Below are 18,192 nucleotides of genomic sequence, written 5' to 3'. Positions count from 1 at the left end.
GATCTACAGTGCCTTGATTACCTACCTTTTGCTGCACCTTTATCAGCGCCGCTCAGGTTGTTCGGGGGCTATTTCAGACTTCGCCATTCGGCTGACCCACAGTTTGTTCGAGCGCCCATTAAGCATCGAACACCTTGAATACCGAAGGCAAAAGCGAACAGAGCTGAAGGCTGCCCAAGGCAGCCTTCAGCTCTGAAAAGGTTTTACCGGACACTAGTGACGCTCTGCGTGGGAATGCAGCCCGGGACGCTCCGCGTCCCTTCCAGAGCCGAACGCAGAGCGTCCGTTGAGGCATTCCCACGCGGGAGCGTGGGAATGATCAACCGGAATATCGGTTGCTCTATCGCACCGCACTAACCCCATCCAGCGTCGAAAACGACGTGTCCTTGGCCGTCAGCAAAAAGTCGCGCATGTACGGCGCATCCAGCATGTCGGCGCGGATCCCGGCATACAACGTCGCAAACAAGCCTTTCTCACCCAGTCGCTTGGCCTTCACATAACCCCGTGAACTGTATTCATGCAGCGCCCAATGAGGCATGCCGCAGACGCCACGACCGCTGGCCACCAGTTGCATCATCATCACCGTCAGTTCCGAGGTGCGCACCTGCGCCGGTTCGATGTCGGCCGGCTCCAGGAAGCGGGTGAAGATGTCCAGCCGATCGCGTTCCACCGGGTAGGTGATCAAGGTTTCCGTGAGCAGGTCTTCGGGCACGATGTACGGCTTGTTCGCCAAGCGGTGCTGGTTCGCCACCGCGAGCATGGCTTCGTAGGTGAACAACGGCACGTAAGTGATGCCCACCAGTTCCAGCGGATCGGAGGTCACCACCAGGTCCAGGTCGCCTCGGGCCAGCGCCGGCAGCGGGGCGAAGGAGAAACCCGAGGCCAGGTCCAGTTCGACTTCCGGCCAGGCATCGCGGAACTGGTCGATGGTCGGCATCAGCCACTGGAAGCAACTGTGGCACTCGATTGCCATGTGCAGACGCCCCGCCGTGCCACCGGCCAGTCGTGCAATGTCACGCTCGGCACTGCGCAGCAACGGCAGGGTGGCGTCGGCCAGTTGCAGCAGGCGCAAGCCGGCACTGGTGAAGCGTACCGGTTTGGTCTTGCGCACGAACAGCGGCATGCCCATGCGTTCTTCCAGCTCCTTGAACTGGTGGGACAGCGCCGACTGGGTCAGGTGCAGGCGGTCGGCCGCATCCACCAGGCTGTCGGCTTCGCGCAGGGCGTGGAGGGTTTTCAGGTGACGGATTTCAAGCACCGAGGGCTCCATGAGGAAAACTTGTGATCAACACGAAAAGGTTGAGTTTGTCTCATGTTGGCTGAGCTGTCGACAATAGCAGCATGTTTTACAGCATCCTTTAGAGAGAGAAATTCACCATGGCTCTGGCCCACACACTTGGTTTTCCGCGCATCGGTGCCGACCGCGAACTGAAAAAAGCCCTCGAAGCCTACTGGAAGGGCGACCTCGATCAGGACGCGCTGAAAAGCGTCGGCCGCCAACTGCGCGCCACCCACTGGCAATTGCAGAAAGACGCCGGCATCGACCTGCTGCCCGTGGGCGACTTCGCCTGGTACGACCAGGTGCTGACCCATTCGCTGACCTTCGGTGTGATCCCCGAGCGTTTCGACAGCGTCAAGGATGAACGCGGCCTGCCGACCCTCGACACCTTGTTCGCCATGGCGCGTGGTGCCACCGCGACCTGCTGCGGCGGCGAACATGCCAAGGCGCAATACGCCCAGGAACTGACCAAGTGGTTCGACACCAACTACCACTACCTGGTCCCGGAATTCAGCGCAGACCAACCATTCAAACTGAGTTGGGAACAGCTGTTCGATGAAGTCGAAGAAGCCAAGGCCCTCGGCCACAACGTCAAACCGGTGATCATCGGCCCGCTGACTTACCTGTGGCTGGGCAAAGCCAAAGGCAACGACTTCGACAAGCTCGACCTGCTGGAGCGCCTGCTGCCGATCTACGGCGAAATCCTCGGCCGCCTCGCCGCCCAAGGCGTGGAATGGGTGCAGATCGACGAACCGATCCTGACCCTCGATCTGCCACAGGCCTGGAAAAACGCTTTCGAACGCGCTTACCACATCCTCCAATACTCGCCGCTGAAAAAACTCGTGGCCACCTACTTCAGTGGCCTGGAAGACAATCTCGGGCTGGCCGTCGGCCTGCCTGTACAAGGTTTGCACATTGACGCGGTGCGTTCGCCGGATCAGCTCGGCCAGGTTTTGGATCGACTGCCGACCTACAAGATTCTCTCGGTGGGGCTGGTCAACGGCCGCAACGTCTGGCGCTGCGAATTGGAGCAAGCCCTGGCACAACTGCAATTTGCCCAGGAGCGCTTCGGCGATAACTTGTGGGTCAGCAGTTCCTGCTCGCTGCTGCATAGCCCGGTGGATCTTGCGCGTGAAGACAAACTCGACCCCGAACTGAAAAGCTGGCTGGCGTTTGCCGTGCAGAAGTGCGGTGAGATCGCCGTGCTGCGCGATGCCCTGAACGATCCGCAAGCGCCCAAGGTGCAAGCCGCCCTGGCTGAAAGCCGCGCCATTGCGGCCAGCCGCGCCCAATCGGCGCGTATCCACAAGGCGGATGTTCAGGCCCGCATCAACGCCATCGGCGCGGCGGACAGCCAACGCCATTCGCCGTTTGCCAAACGCATCGAACAGCAACGCGCTCGCCTGCAACTGCCGGCATTCCCGACGACCACCATCGGCTCGTTCCCGCAAACCGGTTCGATCCGCCTGGCCCGTCAGGCCTTCAAGCAAGGCAAGCTCTCGGCCAACGATTACACCGATGCCATGCACAGCGAAATCCGCCACGCCGTGCAAATCCAGGAACGCCTGGGCCTGGACGTGCTGGTGCACGGTGAAGCCGAACGCAACGACATGGTCGAGTACTTCGCCGAACAGCTTGAGGGGTATGCCTTCACCCGGTTCGGCTGGGTCCAGAGCTACGGTTCGCGCTGCGTCAAACCGGCGATCATCTACGGCGACCTGAGCCGCCCGAACGCGATGACCGTCGACTGGATCACCTATGCCCAGAGCCTGACCGACAAGGTCATGAAAGGCATGCTCACCGGTCCCGTGACCATGCTGATGTGGTCGTTCCCGCGCGAAGACGTTTCGCGCAAAATCCAGGCGCAGCAGTTGGCGTTGGCCCTGCGTGATGAAGTGATCGACCTGGAAGCTGCCGGCATCAAGATCGTGCAGATCGACGAAGCCGCATTCCGCGAAGGCCTGCCACTGCGCCGGGCGCAATGGCAGGAATACCTCGATTGGGCCGTGGAAGCGTTCCGCCTGAGTGCATCGGGTGTGGGTGACGAAACCCAGATCCACACCCACATGTGCTACAGCGAATTCAATGACGTGATCGAATCCATCGCGGCCATGGACGCCGACGTCATCACCATCGAAACCTCGCGCTCGGACATGGAATTGCTGGAGGCCTTCGAAGCCTTCGACTACCCGAACGACATCGGCCCGGGCGTCTACGACATCCACTCGCCACGGGTGCCGGACACGGCCGAGATGGTCAAGTTGATGAGCAAAGCCGTGAAGCGTATTCCGGCGGAGCGGTTGTGGGTGAACCCGGATTGCGGGTTGAAGACCCGGGCGTGGCCGGAGACTGAGGCGGCGTTGGTCAATATGGTGGCGGCGGCTCGGCAGTTGCGCAGTCAGTTGGCGTAAGTGTTGCTGAGGTTGAAATGAAAAGCCCGCTGAACCGGTGACGGTCAGCGGGCTTTCTTGTGCTTACTGCCGAACGATTTGAATCCACGCTGTAACCGAGTCATTGCCGACACCGGTGGACAACCAGCTGTCGATGTACAGCGTCTGTCGAGGTGTGGTGGGAGTGAAACGCAGCGTGTAGTTCTGCATCGCATCATGGGTGATATGCAATCCCGGGCTGCTCTCTGCATTAGTGCGCAGCGAAAGAATCGGGTAAGCAAACCGACCGTCGAAACGGGCGACTCGTATCGTGAAAGTGTAGGTGGCGTAAGGAGTAAAGTTGTTGAAGGTCTTGTTCAGCAAGTTCCCGGCCGAAGCGTTGGTGTACGTGTAGTTTTTCAAAACGTACTGGCCATGAGTCGGGCTGAAGAACAAGGTCAAGTCCCCGGCAGGCGCCGCATTGCCCGTCCTCCAATTGTTGAAAGTCTGATGGTAGAAATTTGTCGTGTCTTCCCTCAGTCCTTCTTGCACCGTAAAGACGTACGGCTGCGAAACGTGATTGCTGCCATCGGTGGAGGTCGCCGTGATGGTATGACGACCGACTGAATAATTGCGTTCGCCCAGGATCCAGATGCCCCCGATGGCGGTCACCCTACCCAACAAGGTGGCGCCATCCCGAATATCGATCCGGTGTCCCGATGTGGCCGTCCCGGTGATGGTGATTCTGGATTGATAGTAAGTCCCGCCATTGTGGGGGATTCTCTCGTCTGGCGCTCGTACGAAGTTGACGGTGGGCACCGTCGATTCAACCGCCGTGAAGGCCCATGCGGCAGACGGTCTGTTGCTGTCCGGCGTTTGCACCGTAAAGCTGTAGGCGCCGGGTGCCAGTGGGGTGATCAGGTACGACCATGTCCGTTGCGGAGTCGAGGTCACGGTTGCGAGCACTTTGCCGTTATTGCGGATTTCCACCGGCACACTGACGCCTGCCGTGCCTGAGAGCGTTGCGCTGTTACTGAACGTTTGGCTGTCGCGAGGGATCTCGATACCGGCAGCGTTCCTGATCATTGTGATGTCCGGGGCCGGAACAGGCATCGCGATCCTGAAGCGCAGTTTTTGACTGGTGCGTATCCGGCCCGAAAAGCGATTGGTCACGGTATAGATCAGTCCGACTTCCTGATTGCGATTGGCAACCAGCACCTCGAACGGAATGCGCTCGGTCAGGCTTCGGCCCACCTCTTCGGGTTTCAGCGCATCCCATGTCCGGGACCAAGAGCTTTGTGGGTTGACGCCGACAAAGTCCAGTTTGACCAGGTCCTGGTCGCGCATGCCGTCATAGGGCTTGATGATCACCTCGGCCCCGAGTGGAACGTTCTCGGGAACCAGCGTCTCGTCCCTGACCGCCGGGACTTCGGGTGGCGGCAATTCACTCAGCGTGTCGCCGATAAACAGCAACAATTGTTCTGAGAGCTGCGGCTGGACGAGAGGGCGAAAAACCTGACATGAGACGGTCAGCCGGCCGCCATCGCCTCTTTCTATTTCCGTCGCGGGAATATCGAAGGAGATATCTTTATCGACCAGCGCCTCACTGACGCTGCGTTGAGTTTCGAAGGTGTACTGCGAGCCATCGACGCGCGTCACGCGCCAGTAAACTCGCAAGACATCGCCGAGGATGATGGCGCCCGGCTGACTTTTTACGATCACATGCGCCACCGGTGTTTGCGCAGGCACCGACCCGCCGATGGCTTCTGGCACTTCGGGTGGTAGCAGCAGGACGGGCAGGCCGGTCACCGTGACGTAGGCTTTTCTGGAGTCGGTGATCGTCGTGCCACGGGTGTGTTTGTAATCGACGGTGGCTGAACCGCGCGAGATGAGGCGAGCCTTGTAGTAAGGGATCGGAAAGTCGTGTGTACGGGTCGATTGGGTCGGCTGCCACACTTGTTCATCGGGCACTTCGCGGCCACCCGAATCCACCCCCAGCCATTGCATTTTCACTTTGTCGCCCGGCATAAAGCTGATTTTTCGTGTGCTGATGATGGTCAACACGTCTTCGCCGTTCAGCGCGACGATATCGAGGCGATCGTTTTCGTCGGACTGGTCGACGATCGGGGCCTCCAGCAAGTCGAGTGTGGGGTTGGCGTTGAAGAACACCGGAATCGACGGCGCGGCAGTGCGGTTTTCCACCACGTCCATGATCGAGTGGTTGAGCTTCAGCGGAATGGCCGTCCCTTCCCGTTCGATTACGCTGCGAGGGATCGTGAAGCGGATTGGCGAGCCAACCTGGGCGGCGGTCACCCGGGGCAGCGGTACATTCTGCGCGCCGTAATGAAGAATGATCACTGAGTTCTTGCGCATGAATGGGTAGGCCGGGATAACGCAAGGCAACCCGCTGTACTCGTCGAGATAATCCTTGGTCACGCCATTGAGCAGGACGTCCTTGTCCACCTGAATCGGTGGCAGGCTCTGGTGGTAGGGCTCCTTGGGATCCGGGTCCGGCCCACCTGGCAGGATGGTTTTGATCAGCAGCGTCAATGGTGCTCCAAACGTATAGTCACCTCCGGGATTACTGATCCGGCGAACGCCGACGCGCAGTTCACAGATGCCATCCCTGAGCTGATTGGCCGGCAGGGGCCGAAAGATACGTTGACCCAGCTCGGTGTCTTTAACGCTGTCGGCCACTACAGAGAACGGGGGCTCTCCGGCATAGGTCGCCTGGACAGTGAAATCATCGCGGTCCATCTCCTCCCACGGATCGATTACCACATCCAGCTCGTTAAGCGTCATGGCCAGATTGATACCGCCCAACACGTTTTCATCCGCAGGAATACCGGTGACCATATTGGTGATGATGGGCAGGCTGATGTTGTAGAGGCCGTATGACCCAGGCTCGCGTTTGGGCAAAGGGCGGAGGACGTTGATTTGCCGGTCATCGATGACGGAGCTTTCACTATGAATGGGGACATTAAAAATACTCATGGAGGGTTACCTGTTTAGAGTGAGCGCGCGCAGGTCAGTCGATCCTGCGAGTGTTGCCAACGATGAAAATGTCGATGAACGAGGACAACTGTGCTTCGTTGCCCGCCTTGAGCCAGTTGAAATACACGTGAGCCCAGCCACCGGCCAGTCGTTGCACGATCGCGTTCGGAATGTTGAAGGTCAGTTTCGGCGCTGCGCCGACGGTCAGTTCCTGGGTGACGAGCTCCAGCGTTTGAGTGACCAGCTCGCCTCGCCAATGGAGTTCGACCTTGTCGCCTTTGGTGAAGCGCCCTGAAGCGGTGTCGAGGGTAACCGTGAGGGGCTGGCTCCCCAGTTTGCCGAGGTAAACGGCGTGCTGCTGATCGATGTCCACCGTGGGTGGAGGTAAACGCTCAGTACTAGTCTTGATCGTCACCGACGTCCCCAGCGAGTGAGCCGGCGCCGGGTTCTCGACGTTGTCGCTGATCCAGTAATGCATCAACGATTGGCCATCGCCATGGCGAGCAATGTCTTCCTTACGAAGCGTGAAGAAGACCGGTTCGCCGACCTTCTCTACCTGGCTCAGAAGGCGCAAGTCGGAGAACTGCAGCATCACCTGGTCATCTAGATGCATGCCTGGCCATGGCAGAATTCTTACGGTTTCGTCCTGTTGGCCGTCGAGCACTGTTGTGGTGATTTCGGGGGGCAGCAGAAGGGAATGCCCGGGGATGTTCGGCTGCGGATCGTTCCCCACCGGTACGACGGTTTTGACCAGCACTTTCAGGTGTTTGGACGCTTCATCGGCGAGTGTGTAGAACAGCTCACTGAACCCCTCCGGTATTTGCTTTGCGGTGATGTATTGGATGAAAGCGTTGCCGTCATAATCGGCCGGTACATCGAACGACAACACCGGTTGCTCTTTGCCGGTGAAATACACCGCAATCCGTTTACCCGCTGGGTTACCCGTGGGGGGAATGATGATCCGCAGCCCCGCCGGATTGCCCCTGACCAAAGCCCGGTTGATACCGACCTCCGCGCCCTCGACGGTACGGATCGCACCCGGCACATCCATCAGACTGTCTTTCATTAACTCTGCTGCGAATCGAGCCGGGCTGGCTTCGAGGATCTGCTCATTAGTACTCATGATTTACTCTCCGGCCAGGGCGCGCGGTGCCGTTTCATTGGGGTGATTCATTAAATGTCGGGCAGCAGGCACTGGCTACTGTCAGATTTGACAGGTAGGAGAGCGTATCGGACGAACGGTCTGACCTTCCGCGAGTTGGCGCGAGCCCACGACCACTCGGCACTCTTCATCAAACTGTCACGTAACTGTGGCAGCGCGCTTGATCAAACTTCATCAGACTCGCGCTCTACTGGGGTTCTGCGTTTTGGTGTTTTTTCATGCGTGTATTCATTTTTCTGGCCGCTCTGTTGTTTGGCCTGCCGTCTTTGGCGGCGTCTCGTTGCGACGTCAACGTTCCAACCGAACATGCCGATCTGGCGCAGGTGAGCTTGGCGTACCAGAGCATCGGCCGTGCTTCGGACCCTGCGTTATTGCTGGTGATGGGTCTGGGCGGGCAGTTGATTCACTGGCCGGACGAGGTGGTGGTCGCGCTGTGTCAGCAGGGTTTCCGGGTGATTCGTTATGACAATCGCGATGTCGGCCTCTCCACGTGGCGGCAAGCGCCTGCCGACGCCAACCTGACCTTCGAAGTGCTGCGCTACAAACTCGGGTTGCCAGTGTCGGCGCCTTATACCCTGACCGACATGGCGGACGATGCCTTTGGCCTGATGGACGCGTTGCACGTCGATCAATTCCACGTGTTGGGCGCGAGCATGGGCGGGATGATTGCCCAGCACATGGCGGCGATGGCACCGCAACGGGTCGAGAGCCTGACCCTGATCATGACCAGTTCCGGAGCCGAAGGCTTGCCGGCGCCGAGTGCGGCGCTGCTGCAGTTGCTCGCCCGTCGTAGCGCGCCAAGTCGCGAAGTGGCGCTGGAGCAGCAGGCCGATTTGCTGGCGGCGCTGGGCAGCCCGTCAGTGAGTGATGATCGTCAGGTGTTGCTGCATCAAGCTGCGCTGTCTTATGACCGGGCTTTTAACCCGGAAGGCGTTAAGCGCCAGATCATGGCGATCCTTGCCGAGCGCAGTCGTGTGGATCTGCTCAACCAACTGCGCGTGCCGACGCTGGTGGTTCACGGCACCGCTGATCCGTTGTTGCCGGTGATGCATGGTGTGCATCTGGCGGCACACATTCGTGGCAGTCAGTTGAAGTTGATTCCGGGGCTGGCCCATCGTTTTCAGGAAGCGTTCAAGGCGCCGTTGCTGGCGGCGGTGTTGCCGTATTTGCAGGCCCATCGCGAAGACACCTCGCACTGGGCGCAGATCGATCCTGTGGCAACTCCCAATCTTCTGTAGTTCCCAATCCAAATGTGGGAGCGCGCTCTTGTGGCGAGGGAGCAAGCTCCCTCGCCACAAGAGCGCCTCAACTACAGAGGAAGCTGTTTTACGTTGGGACGAAGTTATCGAGCATCCGGTTCACCGCCAGGTCACCCAGCATGACGGAGTTCTGGATGCCGAGCACGGTATTGCGCTGCGGGCCATTCAGCTGCCCCGCAAAGTCACTCAACATCACGCTCGCCGCCGCCAGGGACTCGCAGGCGTTGACCAGCAGGGTTTCGTTATCGGCGTTGGGGGCGACGAGGTAAAGGGTGCTGGGTTTGCGTGGGGTGTCTTTGGGAATGACCGGTTTGAGGTAGTAATCGAGGGCGCGCTCGGCGGCTTCGTTGAGCTTTTTGGAGTCTGGGGTTTCGTAGGGGGAAACGTCGCCGGTTTCCGGCGGATTGGGTGTAATTTTGAACATTGGAAGATAGTCCTGTCAGTAGAGTCGCAACCTTTCTCGCTACTAAACGGAAGGGTGGCGGCTGTGCGCAAGTTAGTAGACCGGACACCTTCCAAAACCGGCGCGCCCGAGGGCGCCATGCGCACAGCTACCATCAAGTGCAGGCGAGTGCCTGACTGAAAGATGTATGTGCAGCCAATTTGGAAGAATTAGCCGGGCTACTAAACCCGATCACTGGGAATCAGTGACGGGAATCAAGTTACCGACAGGCCTCCAGGCGCACAAGCCAGCGGATTCTGACGTGGTTGTAGGCGACGACGCAAGGCGCTGTAGCTTTCAGGAAGTAACGCTAAACAGATCTAAACACGCCCTCCCAAACACCCGAAATCCTTGTGGGAGCGGACAAACCCGGCTCCCACAGGGATAGCGGAACGGCTGCCACACAGGCTCAGCTTGCGGGTGTATCGTTCAAACTTTCCGGCGCGATTCAAGCCTGTGAGGTAAATGATGAGTACCCCCCTGAAAATCGATTTCGTCAGCGACGTGTCCTGCCCCTGGTGCGTCGTCGGTCTGTACGGCCTGACCCGTGCTTTGGATTTGCTGGGTGACGAAGTCCAGGCCGAGATCCGTTTCCAGCCGTTCGAGCTGAACCCGAAAATGGGCCCCGAAGGGCAGAACATCACCGAACACATCACCGAAAAATACGGCTCGACGCCAGAGCAGTCGCAGAAGAACCGCGAAATGATCCGCGCGCGTGGCGCCGAGGTCGGGTTTGCCTTTCGCACGGACGGCAACAGCCGCATCTACAACACCTTTGATGCTCATCGCTTGCTGCACTGGGCGGGGTTGCAAGGGTTGCAGTTCAACCTGAAAGAGGCGCTGTTCAAGGCGTATTTCACTGAGGGCGGCAATCCATCCGATCACGCGCAGTTGGCCCGGATCGCCGAAAGCGTGGGGCTGGACCGGCAGCGGGCCGAGGCGATTCTGGCGTCCGATGAGTTTGCCAAAGAAGTTCGCGAGGAAGAGCAGTTGTGGTTATCGCGCGGCGTGAGTTCAGTGCCGACGGTGGTGTTCAACGGGCAGTACGCCGTTACTGGCGGGCAGCCGGTGGAAGCGTTTGTTGGTGCGATCCGCCAGATCATGAGTGAAGCCAAGGGCGGCACAGTCCACGGTTAATGGCTCGATCTGCGTAGGAGCTGCCGCAGGCTGCGATCTTTTGACCTTGACCTTCAGCGGTCTGGAAACAAATCAAGATCAAAAGATCGCAGCCTTCGGCAGCTCCTACAGGTATTGCCAATGCCGCAAGCCGCGATCTTTGAATTTAAGCGTGCAAGCGCACCCACACGCTGACCAGCACCGTCGCTGCCATCAACCACGCCACCGCCGCCACTGCCAGTGAAGCCTCCAGGCGCATCCGGTCGACCATCACATACAAGGTCGCCAGGTAGACGAAGTACGGAATGATCGACCACATGCCAAACACGATGGTGGTCTTCAGGTCATCCAGCGAACGCCCCTTGCCGACAATGTAATGAGCGATCAGCGCAAAGGTCGGAAACAGCGGCACCAGGCCTGCGATGTAATAGTTTCTGGTCTTGGCCAGCATGGCGAGGATCACTACCACCGCCGCACCCAGGGTTGCCTTGAAAATCAGGTCCATCAGTGGCTCAGCCCGTATTTCTTCACTTTGTCGAACAGCGTGGTCTTGGCCATCCCCAGTTCCTGACTGGCCTGGGTCAGGTTGCCGCCGCTGCGCTGCAAGGCGTCACTGAGCAGGTTGCGTTCGAAGGCTTCCACCGCTTCGGCGAAGGCCAGGCCCTGATTGCTGCCGCTGGCGCCGGTTTTTTTGAAGGCCGGCAGGCCGAGGGCGAAGCGTTCGGCGACGTTGCGCAGTTCGCGCACATTGCCCGGCCAGTCGTGGCTCATCAGGGTCGACAGAGTCTGGTTGTCCAGTTCCGGCACGGCGCGGTCGAAGCGCAGGGATGACTGCTGCAAAAAGTGCTCGAACAATTGCAGGATGTCTTCGCGGCGTTCGCGCAGCGGTGGCAGTTCCAGGGTGACCACGTTCAGGCGGTAATACAGGTCGCTGCGAAACTCGCCGGCCTTGCTCGACTCATCCAGATCGGACTTGGTCGCGGCGATCACCCGGCAATCCACCTCCACGCTCTGGTTCGAACCCAGGCGTTCGAGGGTGCGTTCCTGCAGCACCCGCAGCAGTTTGATCTGCAACGGCAGCGGCATGCTTTCCACTTCGTCGAGGAACAGCGTGCCGCCATCGGCGTGTTCGATCTTGCCGATCCGCCGTTTGCCGGCACCGGTGAAAGCGTTGGCCTCGTGGCCGAAGATTTCGCTTTCGAACAGGTTCTCCGGCAGGCCACCGCAGTTCAGCGCGACGAACTGTTTGCTGTGCCGGCGGCTGAAGTCGTGCAGGCAGCGCGCAACCAGTTCCTTGCCGGTGCCGGTCTCGCCTTCGATCAGCACGTTGGCCGACGTATCGGCGACGTTGGCGATCAGCTCCCGCAGGTTCTGCATGGCCGGCGAGCGACCGATGATCCGGCCTTCGAGGGAATCGCGTTCCGCCAATTGCCGGCGCAACGAAGAGACTTCCCGCGCCAGGCTACGTTGCTCCAGCGCGCGGCGGGCGACGTCCACCAGGCGTTCGGGGGAGAAGGGTTTCTCCATGAAGTCGTAGGCGCCTTTCTGCATCGCGCCGACGGCCATCGAGATGTCGCCATGGCCGGTAATCAACACCACCGGCAGGCTGCGATCACGGGCCTTGAGCCGGGTCAGCAGTTCCAGGCCATCGATGCCCGGCAGGCGGATGTCGCTGATGACGATGCCGGCGAAGTTATCGCCAACCCGCTCCAGCGCTTCTTCAGCGCTGCCGACGCCCACGCAGGGAATGTCTTCCAGGGTCAGCGCCTGTTGGCAACCGAGCAGGACATGGGGGTCGTCTTCGACGATCAGCACACTAAGGTCGTTGTTCATATTGGCTCGGCGGGAGTGGGGCTTACCAACGGTAAACTGAGGACGAAGGTGGTGCCACCGCTGGCCGGGTGTTCGACACCCAGATGCCCGCCGGTGGCGGCGGCCAGGCTGGCTGAAAGCGTCAGGCCGAGGCCCAGGCCTTGTTCGCCGGGTTTGGTGGTGAAGAACGGTTCGAACAGATGCTTGCGCGCTTCGGCATCGATGCCATGGCCGTTGTCGCGCACCCGCAGGCGATACTTGCCGTCGAATTCCTCGCCTTCGAGCCACAACGTCGGTTGGGGCTGCGACTGCATGGCATCGAGCGCATTGCCGATCAGGTTGACCAGGATCTGCTCCAGACGGGTCTGGTCGATCTGCACCTGCACGTCGGTGAAATCGCGATGCAGTTGCAGCGGCACGCTTTCCATCCGACTGCCCAGCAGTTGCAGGGCGGCATCCACGCCTTTGCCGAGGCTGGCCTGGCCCTGGTCATCGCCGCGCCGGGCGAAGGAACGCAGGCTGGCGGTAATCCGGCCCATGCGGTCGATCAGTTCATTGATGGTCTTGAGGTTGGTGCTGGCCACATCCAGCTGACCGCGCTCCAGAAAGCGCACGGTGTTGCCGGACAAGGTCCGCAAGGCTGCCAGCGGTTGGTTCAATTCGTGGGCGATGCTGGTGGACATCTGGCCGATGGCGGCCAGTTTGCCGGCCTGGACCAGTTCATCCTGAGCGCGGCGCAAGGTTTCTTCAGCCTGCCGGCGTTCACGAATCTGACCCTTGAGCCGTTCGTTGCTGGCGCGCAGGTCGGTGGTGCGTTCGGTAATCCGACGCTCCAGTTGATTGTTGGCTTCCTGCAAGGCTTCCCGCGCCGCGAGGCGTGTGGCGATCACCTTGCGGCGCTCGTTCCAGGCGATCAGCAGGAATGCCACCAGGGCAAACGCCACCGCCACCAGGATTCCCTGATTGATCGCTTCACGCCGCAGGTCTTGCAGGGGCGTGAGCAGGGTGAAATTCCACGGGGTGTCGCTCAGCGGTCGGGTTTGCGACAGGTAGCTGATGTTCTCTTCGTCGGACACCAGTTCGCTGTTGGCGGGGAAGGTCAGTTTTTCCTCACCTTCAGCCAGTTTCTCTCGGGCCAGCGGTTGCAGTTCATTCAGCGGATACCAGTAGTACTGGAGGCTGCGGGCCAGGCGTTCCTTGGTGTCGTCGCTCAACGGCAACACCGACTTGAGCCGCCGCGCCGGATCGCTGGAGAGGATGATGATGCCGTTCTCATCGCTGACGAACGCTTCCAGGCGCGCGCGCTGCCAGCGTTCTTCCATGGCTTCGAGGCGCACCTTGACCACCGCGACGCCGGTGATCTTGCCATGTTCCTCCAGGCCATGAGCCAGGTAATAGCCGGGTTCGCCGCTGGTGCTGCCGATGCCGTAGAAACGCCCCGGCTGGCCGCGCACGGCGTTCTGGAAGTAAGCGCGGAAAGACAGGTCTTCGCCCAGATAACTGTCGACATCGCGCCAGTTGCTGGTGGCCAGTACGCGACCGGTGGTGTCCATCACATAGATGGCCCGACTGCGGCTGCGCCGGTTCAGGCCTTCCAGGTATTCGTTGACCGTCTGCCGGAGTTCCGGCGACGGGTCGGCCAGCAGCTGGGAAACACTCGATTCGAGTTCCAGCAGGCTGGGCAGGTAGGTGTATTTGCTGATCTCGCTTTCGACGGCGCGGGCGTGCAGTTCCAGCTGACGCTGGCCGTTCTCGCTGAGGCTGCGAATGCCGTAGTGTTCACTGACCCAGAAGCCGATGTAACCCAATCCGATCATCAGGGCGATGATCAGCGGCGGCAGGAACAGATGGCGAATCAAACGGGGTTTCACGGCGAGTGATGGCGGCGCGGCGCGATAGAGATTGGAGTCGCATTTCATCACAGATGCCTTGGGTCAACCACAACACAATATCCATATCCCCACGGGCCCCGTGGGAGTTGCTGTGTGCCGAGGGGGCTTTTGTGGCGAGGGGGCTTGCCCCCGTTGGGTCGCGAAGCGGCCCCAATATCTGGATTCGGGTTGTATCTGACAATCCGAGTATTCAGGTATTGGGACTGCTACGCAGTCCAACGGGGGCAAGCCCCCTCGCCACAGCAGTCCCCTCGCCACAAAGGCCCGCTCCTACAATTGGGGAGCGGTGTCTTCCTTCTTAGTGCTGCAGAATCTTCTCGAGGAAATGCTGCGCACGCTCGGAGCGGGCGTTGATGTCGCCGAAGAACTCTTCTTTCCTGCAGTCTTCGATGATCTTGCCGGCATCCATGAAGATCACCCGGTCCGCGACCTTGCGGGCGAAGCCCATTTCGTGGGTCACGCACATCATGGTCATGCCCTCGTGGGCCAGTTGCACCATCACGTCCAGCACTTCGTTGACCATTTCCGGGTCCAGCGCCGAGGTCGGTTCGTCGAACAGCATGACGATCGGGTCCATCGCCAGCGCACGGGCAATCGCCACACGCTGTTGCTGGCCGCCGGATAGCTGGCCAGGATGCTTATGCGCATGGGCGGACAGCCCGACGCGCTCAAGCAGTTGCAGGCCTTTCTTGGTGGCTTCTTCCTTGCTGCGGCCCAACACCTTGATCTGCGCGATGGTCAGGTTTTCGGTGATGGTCAGGTGTGGGAACAGTTCGAAATGCTGGAACACCATGCCCACGCGCGAGCGCAGTTTCGGCAGGTTGGTCTTCGGGTCGGCGATGGAGGTGCCGTCGACCACGATGTCACCTTTCTGGAACGGCTCCAGGGCGTTGACGCACTTGATCAGGGTGGATTTGCCGGAGCCGGACGGCCCGCACACCACAATCACTTCGCCTTTTTTGACCTCGGTGCTGCAATCAGTCAGTACCTGGAAGTCCCCATACCACTTGTTGACGTTCTTGATAGAGATCATACGGCGAACCTTTTTTGCAGACGCTTGACCAGCAGCGAGGCGGCAAAGCTGATTGTGAAGTACGTGAGCCCCGCGAAGATCAGGAACTCATTGGAGCGACCAATGATGTCGCCACTGGCGCGCGAGGCATTGAGGAAGTCCACCAGGCCGACCGCGTAGACCAGCGAGGTGTCCTGAAACAGGATGATGCTCTGTTGCAACAGCAGCGGGGTCATCTTGCGGAACGCTTGCGGCAGGATGATCAACCGCATCATCTGGCCGTATTCCATACCCAGGGCCTGGGCAGCGCCCATCTGACCCTTGGGAATCGACTGCACGCCGGCCCGGACGATTTCGCAGAAGTACGCCGCTTCGAACATCATGAACGCCACGATGCACGAGGCGAATGCGCCGATCGGGGTGTCTTCGCCGGTGATCCAGCGCAGTACGAACGGAACCGCCAGGTAGAACCAGGTAATGACCAGCAGCAGCGGGATCGAGCGGAAGTAGTTGACGTAGGCGCCGGCCAGGTTCGACAGCAGTTTGCTGTGGGACAGGCGCATCAGGGCCAGGATGGTGCCGAGGATGATCCCGCCACTTACGCCCAGGGCCATCAGCTTGAGGGTCATGACCATGCCGTTCCACAAACCCGGCAGGGACGGAATGATGCCCGAGAAGTCGAATTCCATCATTTACCCCCTACGGAAATCAGGCCCGGTACGGCGACTTTCTTCTCGATCGCGCGCATCAGCAGCATCAGGCTCATGTTCAGCGTGAAGTAGATCAGCGTTGCCAAAGTGAAGGCTTCGAACAGGTTGGCGGAGAACTCGGCGGTCTGTTTAGTCTGCGCTAGCAGCTCCATCAGGCCGATCAGCGACGCGACGGAGGAGTTCTTGAACACGTTCAGGAATTCCGAGGTAAGCGGCGGAATGATGATGCGGTAAGCCTGGGGCAGCAGCACGTTCCAGTAGATCTGCGGCAGCTTGAAACCCATGGCGCGAGCGGCGGATTCCTGGCCGCGGGGCAGCGCCTGGATACCGGTGCGCACTTGTTCGCAAACCCGGGCCGTGGTGAACAGGCCCAGGCACACGACGACGCTGAGGAAAGCCGAGGTGGTCGGGTTCAGGTCCTGCTTGTACCAGTCCTGCAGGTTTTGCGGCAGCAGGTCGGGCACCAGGAAGTACCAGATGAACAGCTGCACCAGCAGTGGCACGTTACGGAAGAGTTCGACGTAGCAGGTCGCGATGCCCGATACGATGCGATTCGGCACCGTGCGCATGACGCCCAGGATCGAGCCCAGCAGCAGCGCGATGATCCAGGCGGCGACGGCGATGGCGATGGTCCAGCCCAAGCCAGAGAGGTACCAGTCGAAATAAATTTCGCTGCCCACGCCGGTGGACTTGAAGAACACGCCCCAGTCCCAGTTGTAATTCATTAGGGTCTCCCCTCGGATTCGATCGATGTACAAGTGCCCGATGACGGTCAGGCACACGCGAACGGCTCGACAACCACCGGTTCGAGTGTTTCCAGAAATGCCAGCAGGGAGTGACAACCCCTGAAAGGGCAGAGGCCTTCTCAGGGGGTAACGTTAGTCAGAAATCAGGACTTCTTTTCGTCAGCCGCTTTGTCGGTCGGATTGGCGATCAGGGTCTTGAGCTCGTCGCTCATCGGGAAGTTCAGGTTCAGGTTTTTTGGCGGGATTGGCTGCATGAACCATTTTTCGTAGATCTTGTTGATCTCGCCCGACTTGTAGGTCGCGATGATTGCGTCATCGACGGCTTTCTTGAACGGTGCGTCGCCCTTGCGGACCATGCAGCCGTAGATTTCGAACGATTGTGGTGTGCCGGTCACGGCCCAGTCATCCGGCTTCTTGGCCTTGGCCATTTCCCCGGCCAGCAAGGCGTCGTCCATCATGAACGCCACGGCACGGCCGGTTTCCAGCATCTGGAAGGATTCGCCATGGTCTTTGGCGGAGATCACGTTCATGCCCATCTGCTTGTCGGCGTTCATCGACTTGAGGATGCGCTCGGACGTGGTGCCGGCGGTGGTCACGACGTTCTTGCCTTTGAGGTCGGCGAAGTCTTTGTAGGGCGAGTCTTTCTTGGCCAGCAGCTTGGTGCCGATTTCGAAGATGCCGACGGAGAAGTCAACTTGTTGCTGACGCTCGACGTTGTTGGTGGTGGAGCCGCACTCGACGTCCACGGTGCCGTTCTGCACCAGCGGGATACGGGTTTGCGAGGTCACCAGGTTGTACTTGACCTGGAGGTTGGGCATGTCCAGGTCTTTCTTGATGGCTTCGACGATTTTCAGCTGGATATCGTGGGAGTAGCCAACCGGTTTGCCGGAAGCGTCCGCGATGTAGGAAAACGGAATGGAAGCGTCACGATGCCCGAGGGTGATGGTGCCGGACTCTTTGATCTTCTTCAGTGTGCCGGTGAGTTCGGCGGCGAAAACTGGAGTGCTAATCAGAGCGGCAGCAATGGCTGCGCCCAGGAGATGGGGAACGATGCGCATCAAATTTTCCTCGACATTGTTTTTTTTATGGAGCCAGTTCATCGGCCTTTTTTGGTGCTTCGAATGCCTGGCGGCTCCTGAAGGAGTAGCGCAATAAACATTCGTCCGAGAGTGTAGAGCATGACTCGTGCCAGGCCAGGTGATATTGGCCAAGCAATTGATTTATAAGGTGATTAAATATTTATGGCGTTGAATTTGCTGCTGATTGATCCGGGTTACCGAATCGACCGACAAGTCGCGTTCGGAAAACCGAATGGATTAACCCGCGCAAAACTGTAGGAGCGAGCGGTGCGGCGATCCGACTTGCCCGCGAAGGGGGCACTGCGGTCTGTCTGTTGTTG

General features: G+C 59.6%; 14 protein-coding genes and 1 pseudogene. 4 read left to right on the top strand and 11 right to left on the bottom strand.

The window, feature by feature from the left end; translation table 11 throughout:
* Window positions 1-196 (top strand): annotated as a pseudogene (locus AC1D2Q_RS29270) (IS4 family transposase); the annotation flags it as partial.
* A gap of 144 nt (window positions 197-340) precedes the next feature.
* On the opposite strand, the gene metR reads toward AC1D2Q_RS29270, so the two are convergent.
* Window positions 341-1,258: a transcriptional regulator MetR gene (gene metR / locus AC1D2Q_RS29265; RefSeq protein WP_105345031.1), complete on the bottom strand. Its 918-nt coding sequence runs from the start codon at window positions 1,256-1,258 to the stop codon at window positions 341-343.
* A 119-nt stretch (window positions 1,259-1,377) separates the two neighbouring features.
* Here metR and metE point away from each other — a divergent pair, with 119 nt between their 5' ends.
* Window positions 1,378-3,690, top strand: coding sequence for a 5-methyltetrahydropteroyltriglutamate--homocysteine S-methyltransferase (gene metE / locus AC1D2Q_RS29260; RefSeq protein WP_477815509.1), 2,313 nt, complete (start codon window positions 1,378-1,380; stop codon window positions 3,688-3,690).
* Window positions 3,691-3,753: 63 nt separating this feature from the next.
* Here metE and AC1D2Q_RS29255 read toward each other — a convergent pair whose 3' ends face one another.
* Window positions 3,754-6,642, bottom strand: a complete 2,889-nt coding sequence (locus AC1D2Q_RS29255) for a hypothetical protein (protein ID WP_477815508.1) — start codon at window positions 6,640-6,642, stop codon at window positions 3,754-3,756.
* Between the two features lie 34 nt (window positions 6,643-6,676).
* Complete coding sequence (locus AC1D2Q_RS29250) at window positions 6,677-7,765, bottom strand: hypothetical protein (RefSeq protein ID WP_477815507.1); 1,089 nt, start codon at window positions 7,763-7,765, stop codon at window positions 6,677-6,679.
* Between the two features lie 257 nt (window positions 7,766-8,022).
* Here AC1D2Q_RS29250 and AC1D2Q_RS29245 point away from each other — a divergent pair, with 257 nt between their 5' ends.
* Window positions 8,023-9,042 carry an alpha/beta fold hydrolase gene (locus tag AC1D2Q_RS29245; protein WP_477815506.1) on the top strand — a complete coding sequence of 340 codons (1,020 nt, stop codon included), beginning with the start codon at window positions 8,023-8,025 and terminating at the stop codon, window positions 9,040-9,042.
* A gap of 88 nt (window positions 9,043-9,130) precedes the next feature.
* Here the strand turns inward: AC1D2Q_RS29245 and AC1D2Q_RS29240 are convergent, their stop codons facing one another.
* Window positions 9,131-9,487: a DUF6124 family protein gene (locus AC1D2Q_RS29240; RefSeq protein ID WP_477815505.1), complete on the bottom strand. Its 357-nt coding sequence runs from the start codon at window positions 9,485-9,487 to the stop codon at window positions 9,131-9,133.
* A 486-nt stretch (window positions 9,488-9,973) separates the two neighbouring features.
* Here AC1D2Q_RS29240 and AC1D2Q_RS29235 point away from each other — a divergent pair, with 486 nt between their 5' ends.
* Window positions 9,974-10,642: a DsbA family oxidoreductase gene (locus AC1D2Q_RS29235; RefSeq protein ID WP_477815504.1), complete on the top strand. Its 669-nt coding sequence runs from the start codon at window positions 9,974-9,976 to the stop codon at window positions 10,640-10,642.
* A 145-nt stretch (window positions 10,643-10,787) separates the two neighbouring features.
* Here the strand turns inward: AC1D2Q_RS29235 and AC1D2Q_RS29230 are convergent, their stop codons facing one another.
* The 7 genes from AC1D2Q_RS29230 to AC1D2Q_RS29200 all read right to left on the bottom strand — a co-directional run bounded on the left by AC1D2Q_RS29230 (window position 10,788) and on the right by AC1D2Q_RS29200 (window position 17,851).
* Entirely contained in the window at window positions 10,788-11,117 is a 330-nt protein-coding gene (locus AC1D2Q_RS29230; protein ID WP_477815510.1) for a GlpM family protein, read from the bottom strand.
* Window positions 11,118-11,125: 8 nt separating this feature from the next.
* Window positions 11,126-12,454, bottom strand: a complete 1,329-nt coding sequence (aauR, locus tag AC1D2Q_RS29225) for a two-component response regulator AauR (protein WP_477815503.1) — start codon at window positions 12,452-12,454, stop codon at window positions 11,126-11,128.
* Entirely contained in the window at window positions 12,451-14,352 is a 1,902-nt protein-coding gene (aauS, locus tag AC1D2Q_RS29220; protein WP_477815502.1) for a two-component sensor histidine kinase AauS, read from the bottom strand. The genes aauR and aauS overlap by 4 nt, the downstream gene beginning before the upstream one ends.
* A 271-nt stretch (window positions 14,353-14,623) precedes the next feature.
* A complete protein-coding gene (locus AC1D2Q_RS29215) occupies window positions 14,624-15,358 on the bottom strand; it encodes an amino acid ABC transporter ATP-binding protein (RefSeq protein WP_477815501.1) in 735 nt (244 codons plus the stop codon).
* A complete protein-coding gene (locus AC1D2Q_RS29210; protein ID WP_477815500.1) occupies window positions 15,355-16,026 on the bottom strand; it encodes an amino acid ABC transporter permease in 672 nt (223 codons plus the stop codon). The genes AC1D2Q_RS29215 and AC1D2Q_RS29210 overlap by 4 nt, the downstream gene beginning before the upstream one ends.
* Window positions 16,026-16,772: an amino acid ABC transporter permease gene (locus AC1D2Q_RS29205; RefSeq protein ID WP_477815499.1), complete on the bottom strand. Its 747-nt coding sequence runs from the start codon at window positions 16,770-16,772 to the stop codon at window positions 16,026-16,028. The genes AC1D2Q_RS29210 and AC1D2Q_RS29205 overlap by 1 nt, the downstream gene beginning before the upstream one ends.
* Before the next feature lie 164 nt (window positions 16,773-16,936).
* A complete protein-coding gene (locus AC1D2Q_RS29200) occupies window positions 16,937-17,851 on the bottom strand; it encodes a glutamate/aspartate ABC transporter substrate-binding protein (RefSeq protein WP_477815498.1) in 915 nt (304 codons plus the stop codon).
* Between the last annotated feature and the right edge of the window lie 341 nt (window positions 17,852-18,192).

The organism is Pseudomonas sp. P1_A1 (assembly GCF_056406935.1).
Note: the sequence above shows the minus strand (reverse complement) of the source record. Positions and strands in the feature narration are given on the sequence as shown.

Coding starts and splice junctions, on each gene's coding strand:
- metE (WP_477815509.1), top strand. CDS start 1,378: ATGGCTCTGGCCCACACACTTGGTTTTCCGCGCATCGGTGCCGACCGC.
- AC1D2Q_RS29255 (WP_477815508.1), bottom strand. CDS start 6,642: ATGAGTATTTTTAATGTCCCCATTCATAGTGAAAGCTCCGTCATCGAT.
- AC1D2Q_RS29250 (WP_477815507.1), bottom strand. CDS start 7,765: ATGAGTACTAATGAGCAGATCCTCGAAGCCAGCCCGGCTCGATTCGCA.
- AC1D2Q_RS29245 (WP_477815506.1), top strand. CDS start 8,023: ATGCGTGTATTCATTTTTCTGGCCGCTCTGTTGTTTGGCCTGCCGTCT.
- AC1D2Q_RS29240 (WP_477815505.1), bottom strand. CDS start 9,487: ATGTTCAAAATTACACCCAATCCGCCGGAAACCGGCGACGTTTCCCCC.
- AC1D2Q_RS29235 (WP_477815504.1), top strand. CDS start 9,974: ATGAGTACCCCCCTGAAAATCGATTTCGTCAGCGACGTGTCCTGCCCC.
- aauR (WP_477815503.1), bottom strand. CDS start 12,454: ATGAACAACGACCTTAGTGTGCTGATCGTCGAAGACGACCCCCATGTC.
- aauS (WP_477815502.1), bottom strand. CDS start 14,352: ATGAAATGCGACTCCAATCTCTATCGCGCCGCGCCGCCATCACTCGCC.
- AC1D2Q_RS29215 (WP_477815501.1), bottom strand. CDS start 15,358: ATGATCTCTATCAAGAACGTCAACAAGTGGTATGGGGACTTCCAGGTA.
- AC1D2Q_RS29210 (WP_477815500.1), bottom strand. CDS start 16,026: ATGGAATTCGACTTCTCGGGCATCATTCCGTCCCTGCCGGGTTTGTGG.
- AC1D2Q_RS29205 (WP_477815499.1), bottom strand. CDS start 16,772: ATGAATTACAACTGGGACTGGGGCGTGTTCTTCAAGTCCACCGGCGTG.
- AC1D2Q_RS29200 (WP_477815498.1), bottom strand. CDS start 17,851: ATGCGCATCGTTCCCCATCTCCTGGGCGCAGCCATTGCTGCCGCTCTG.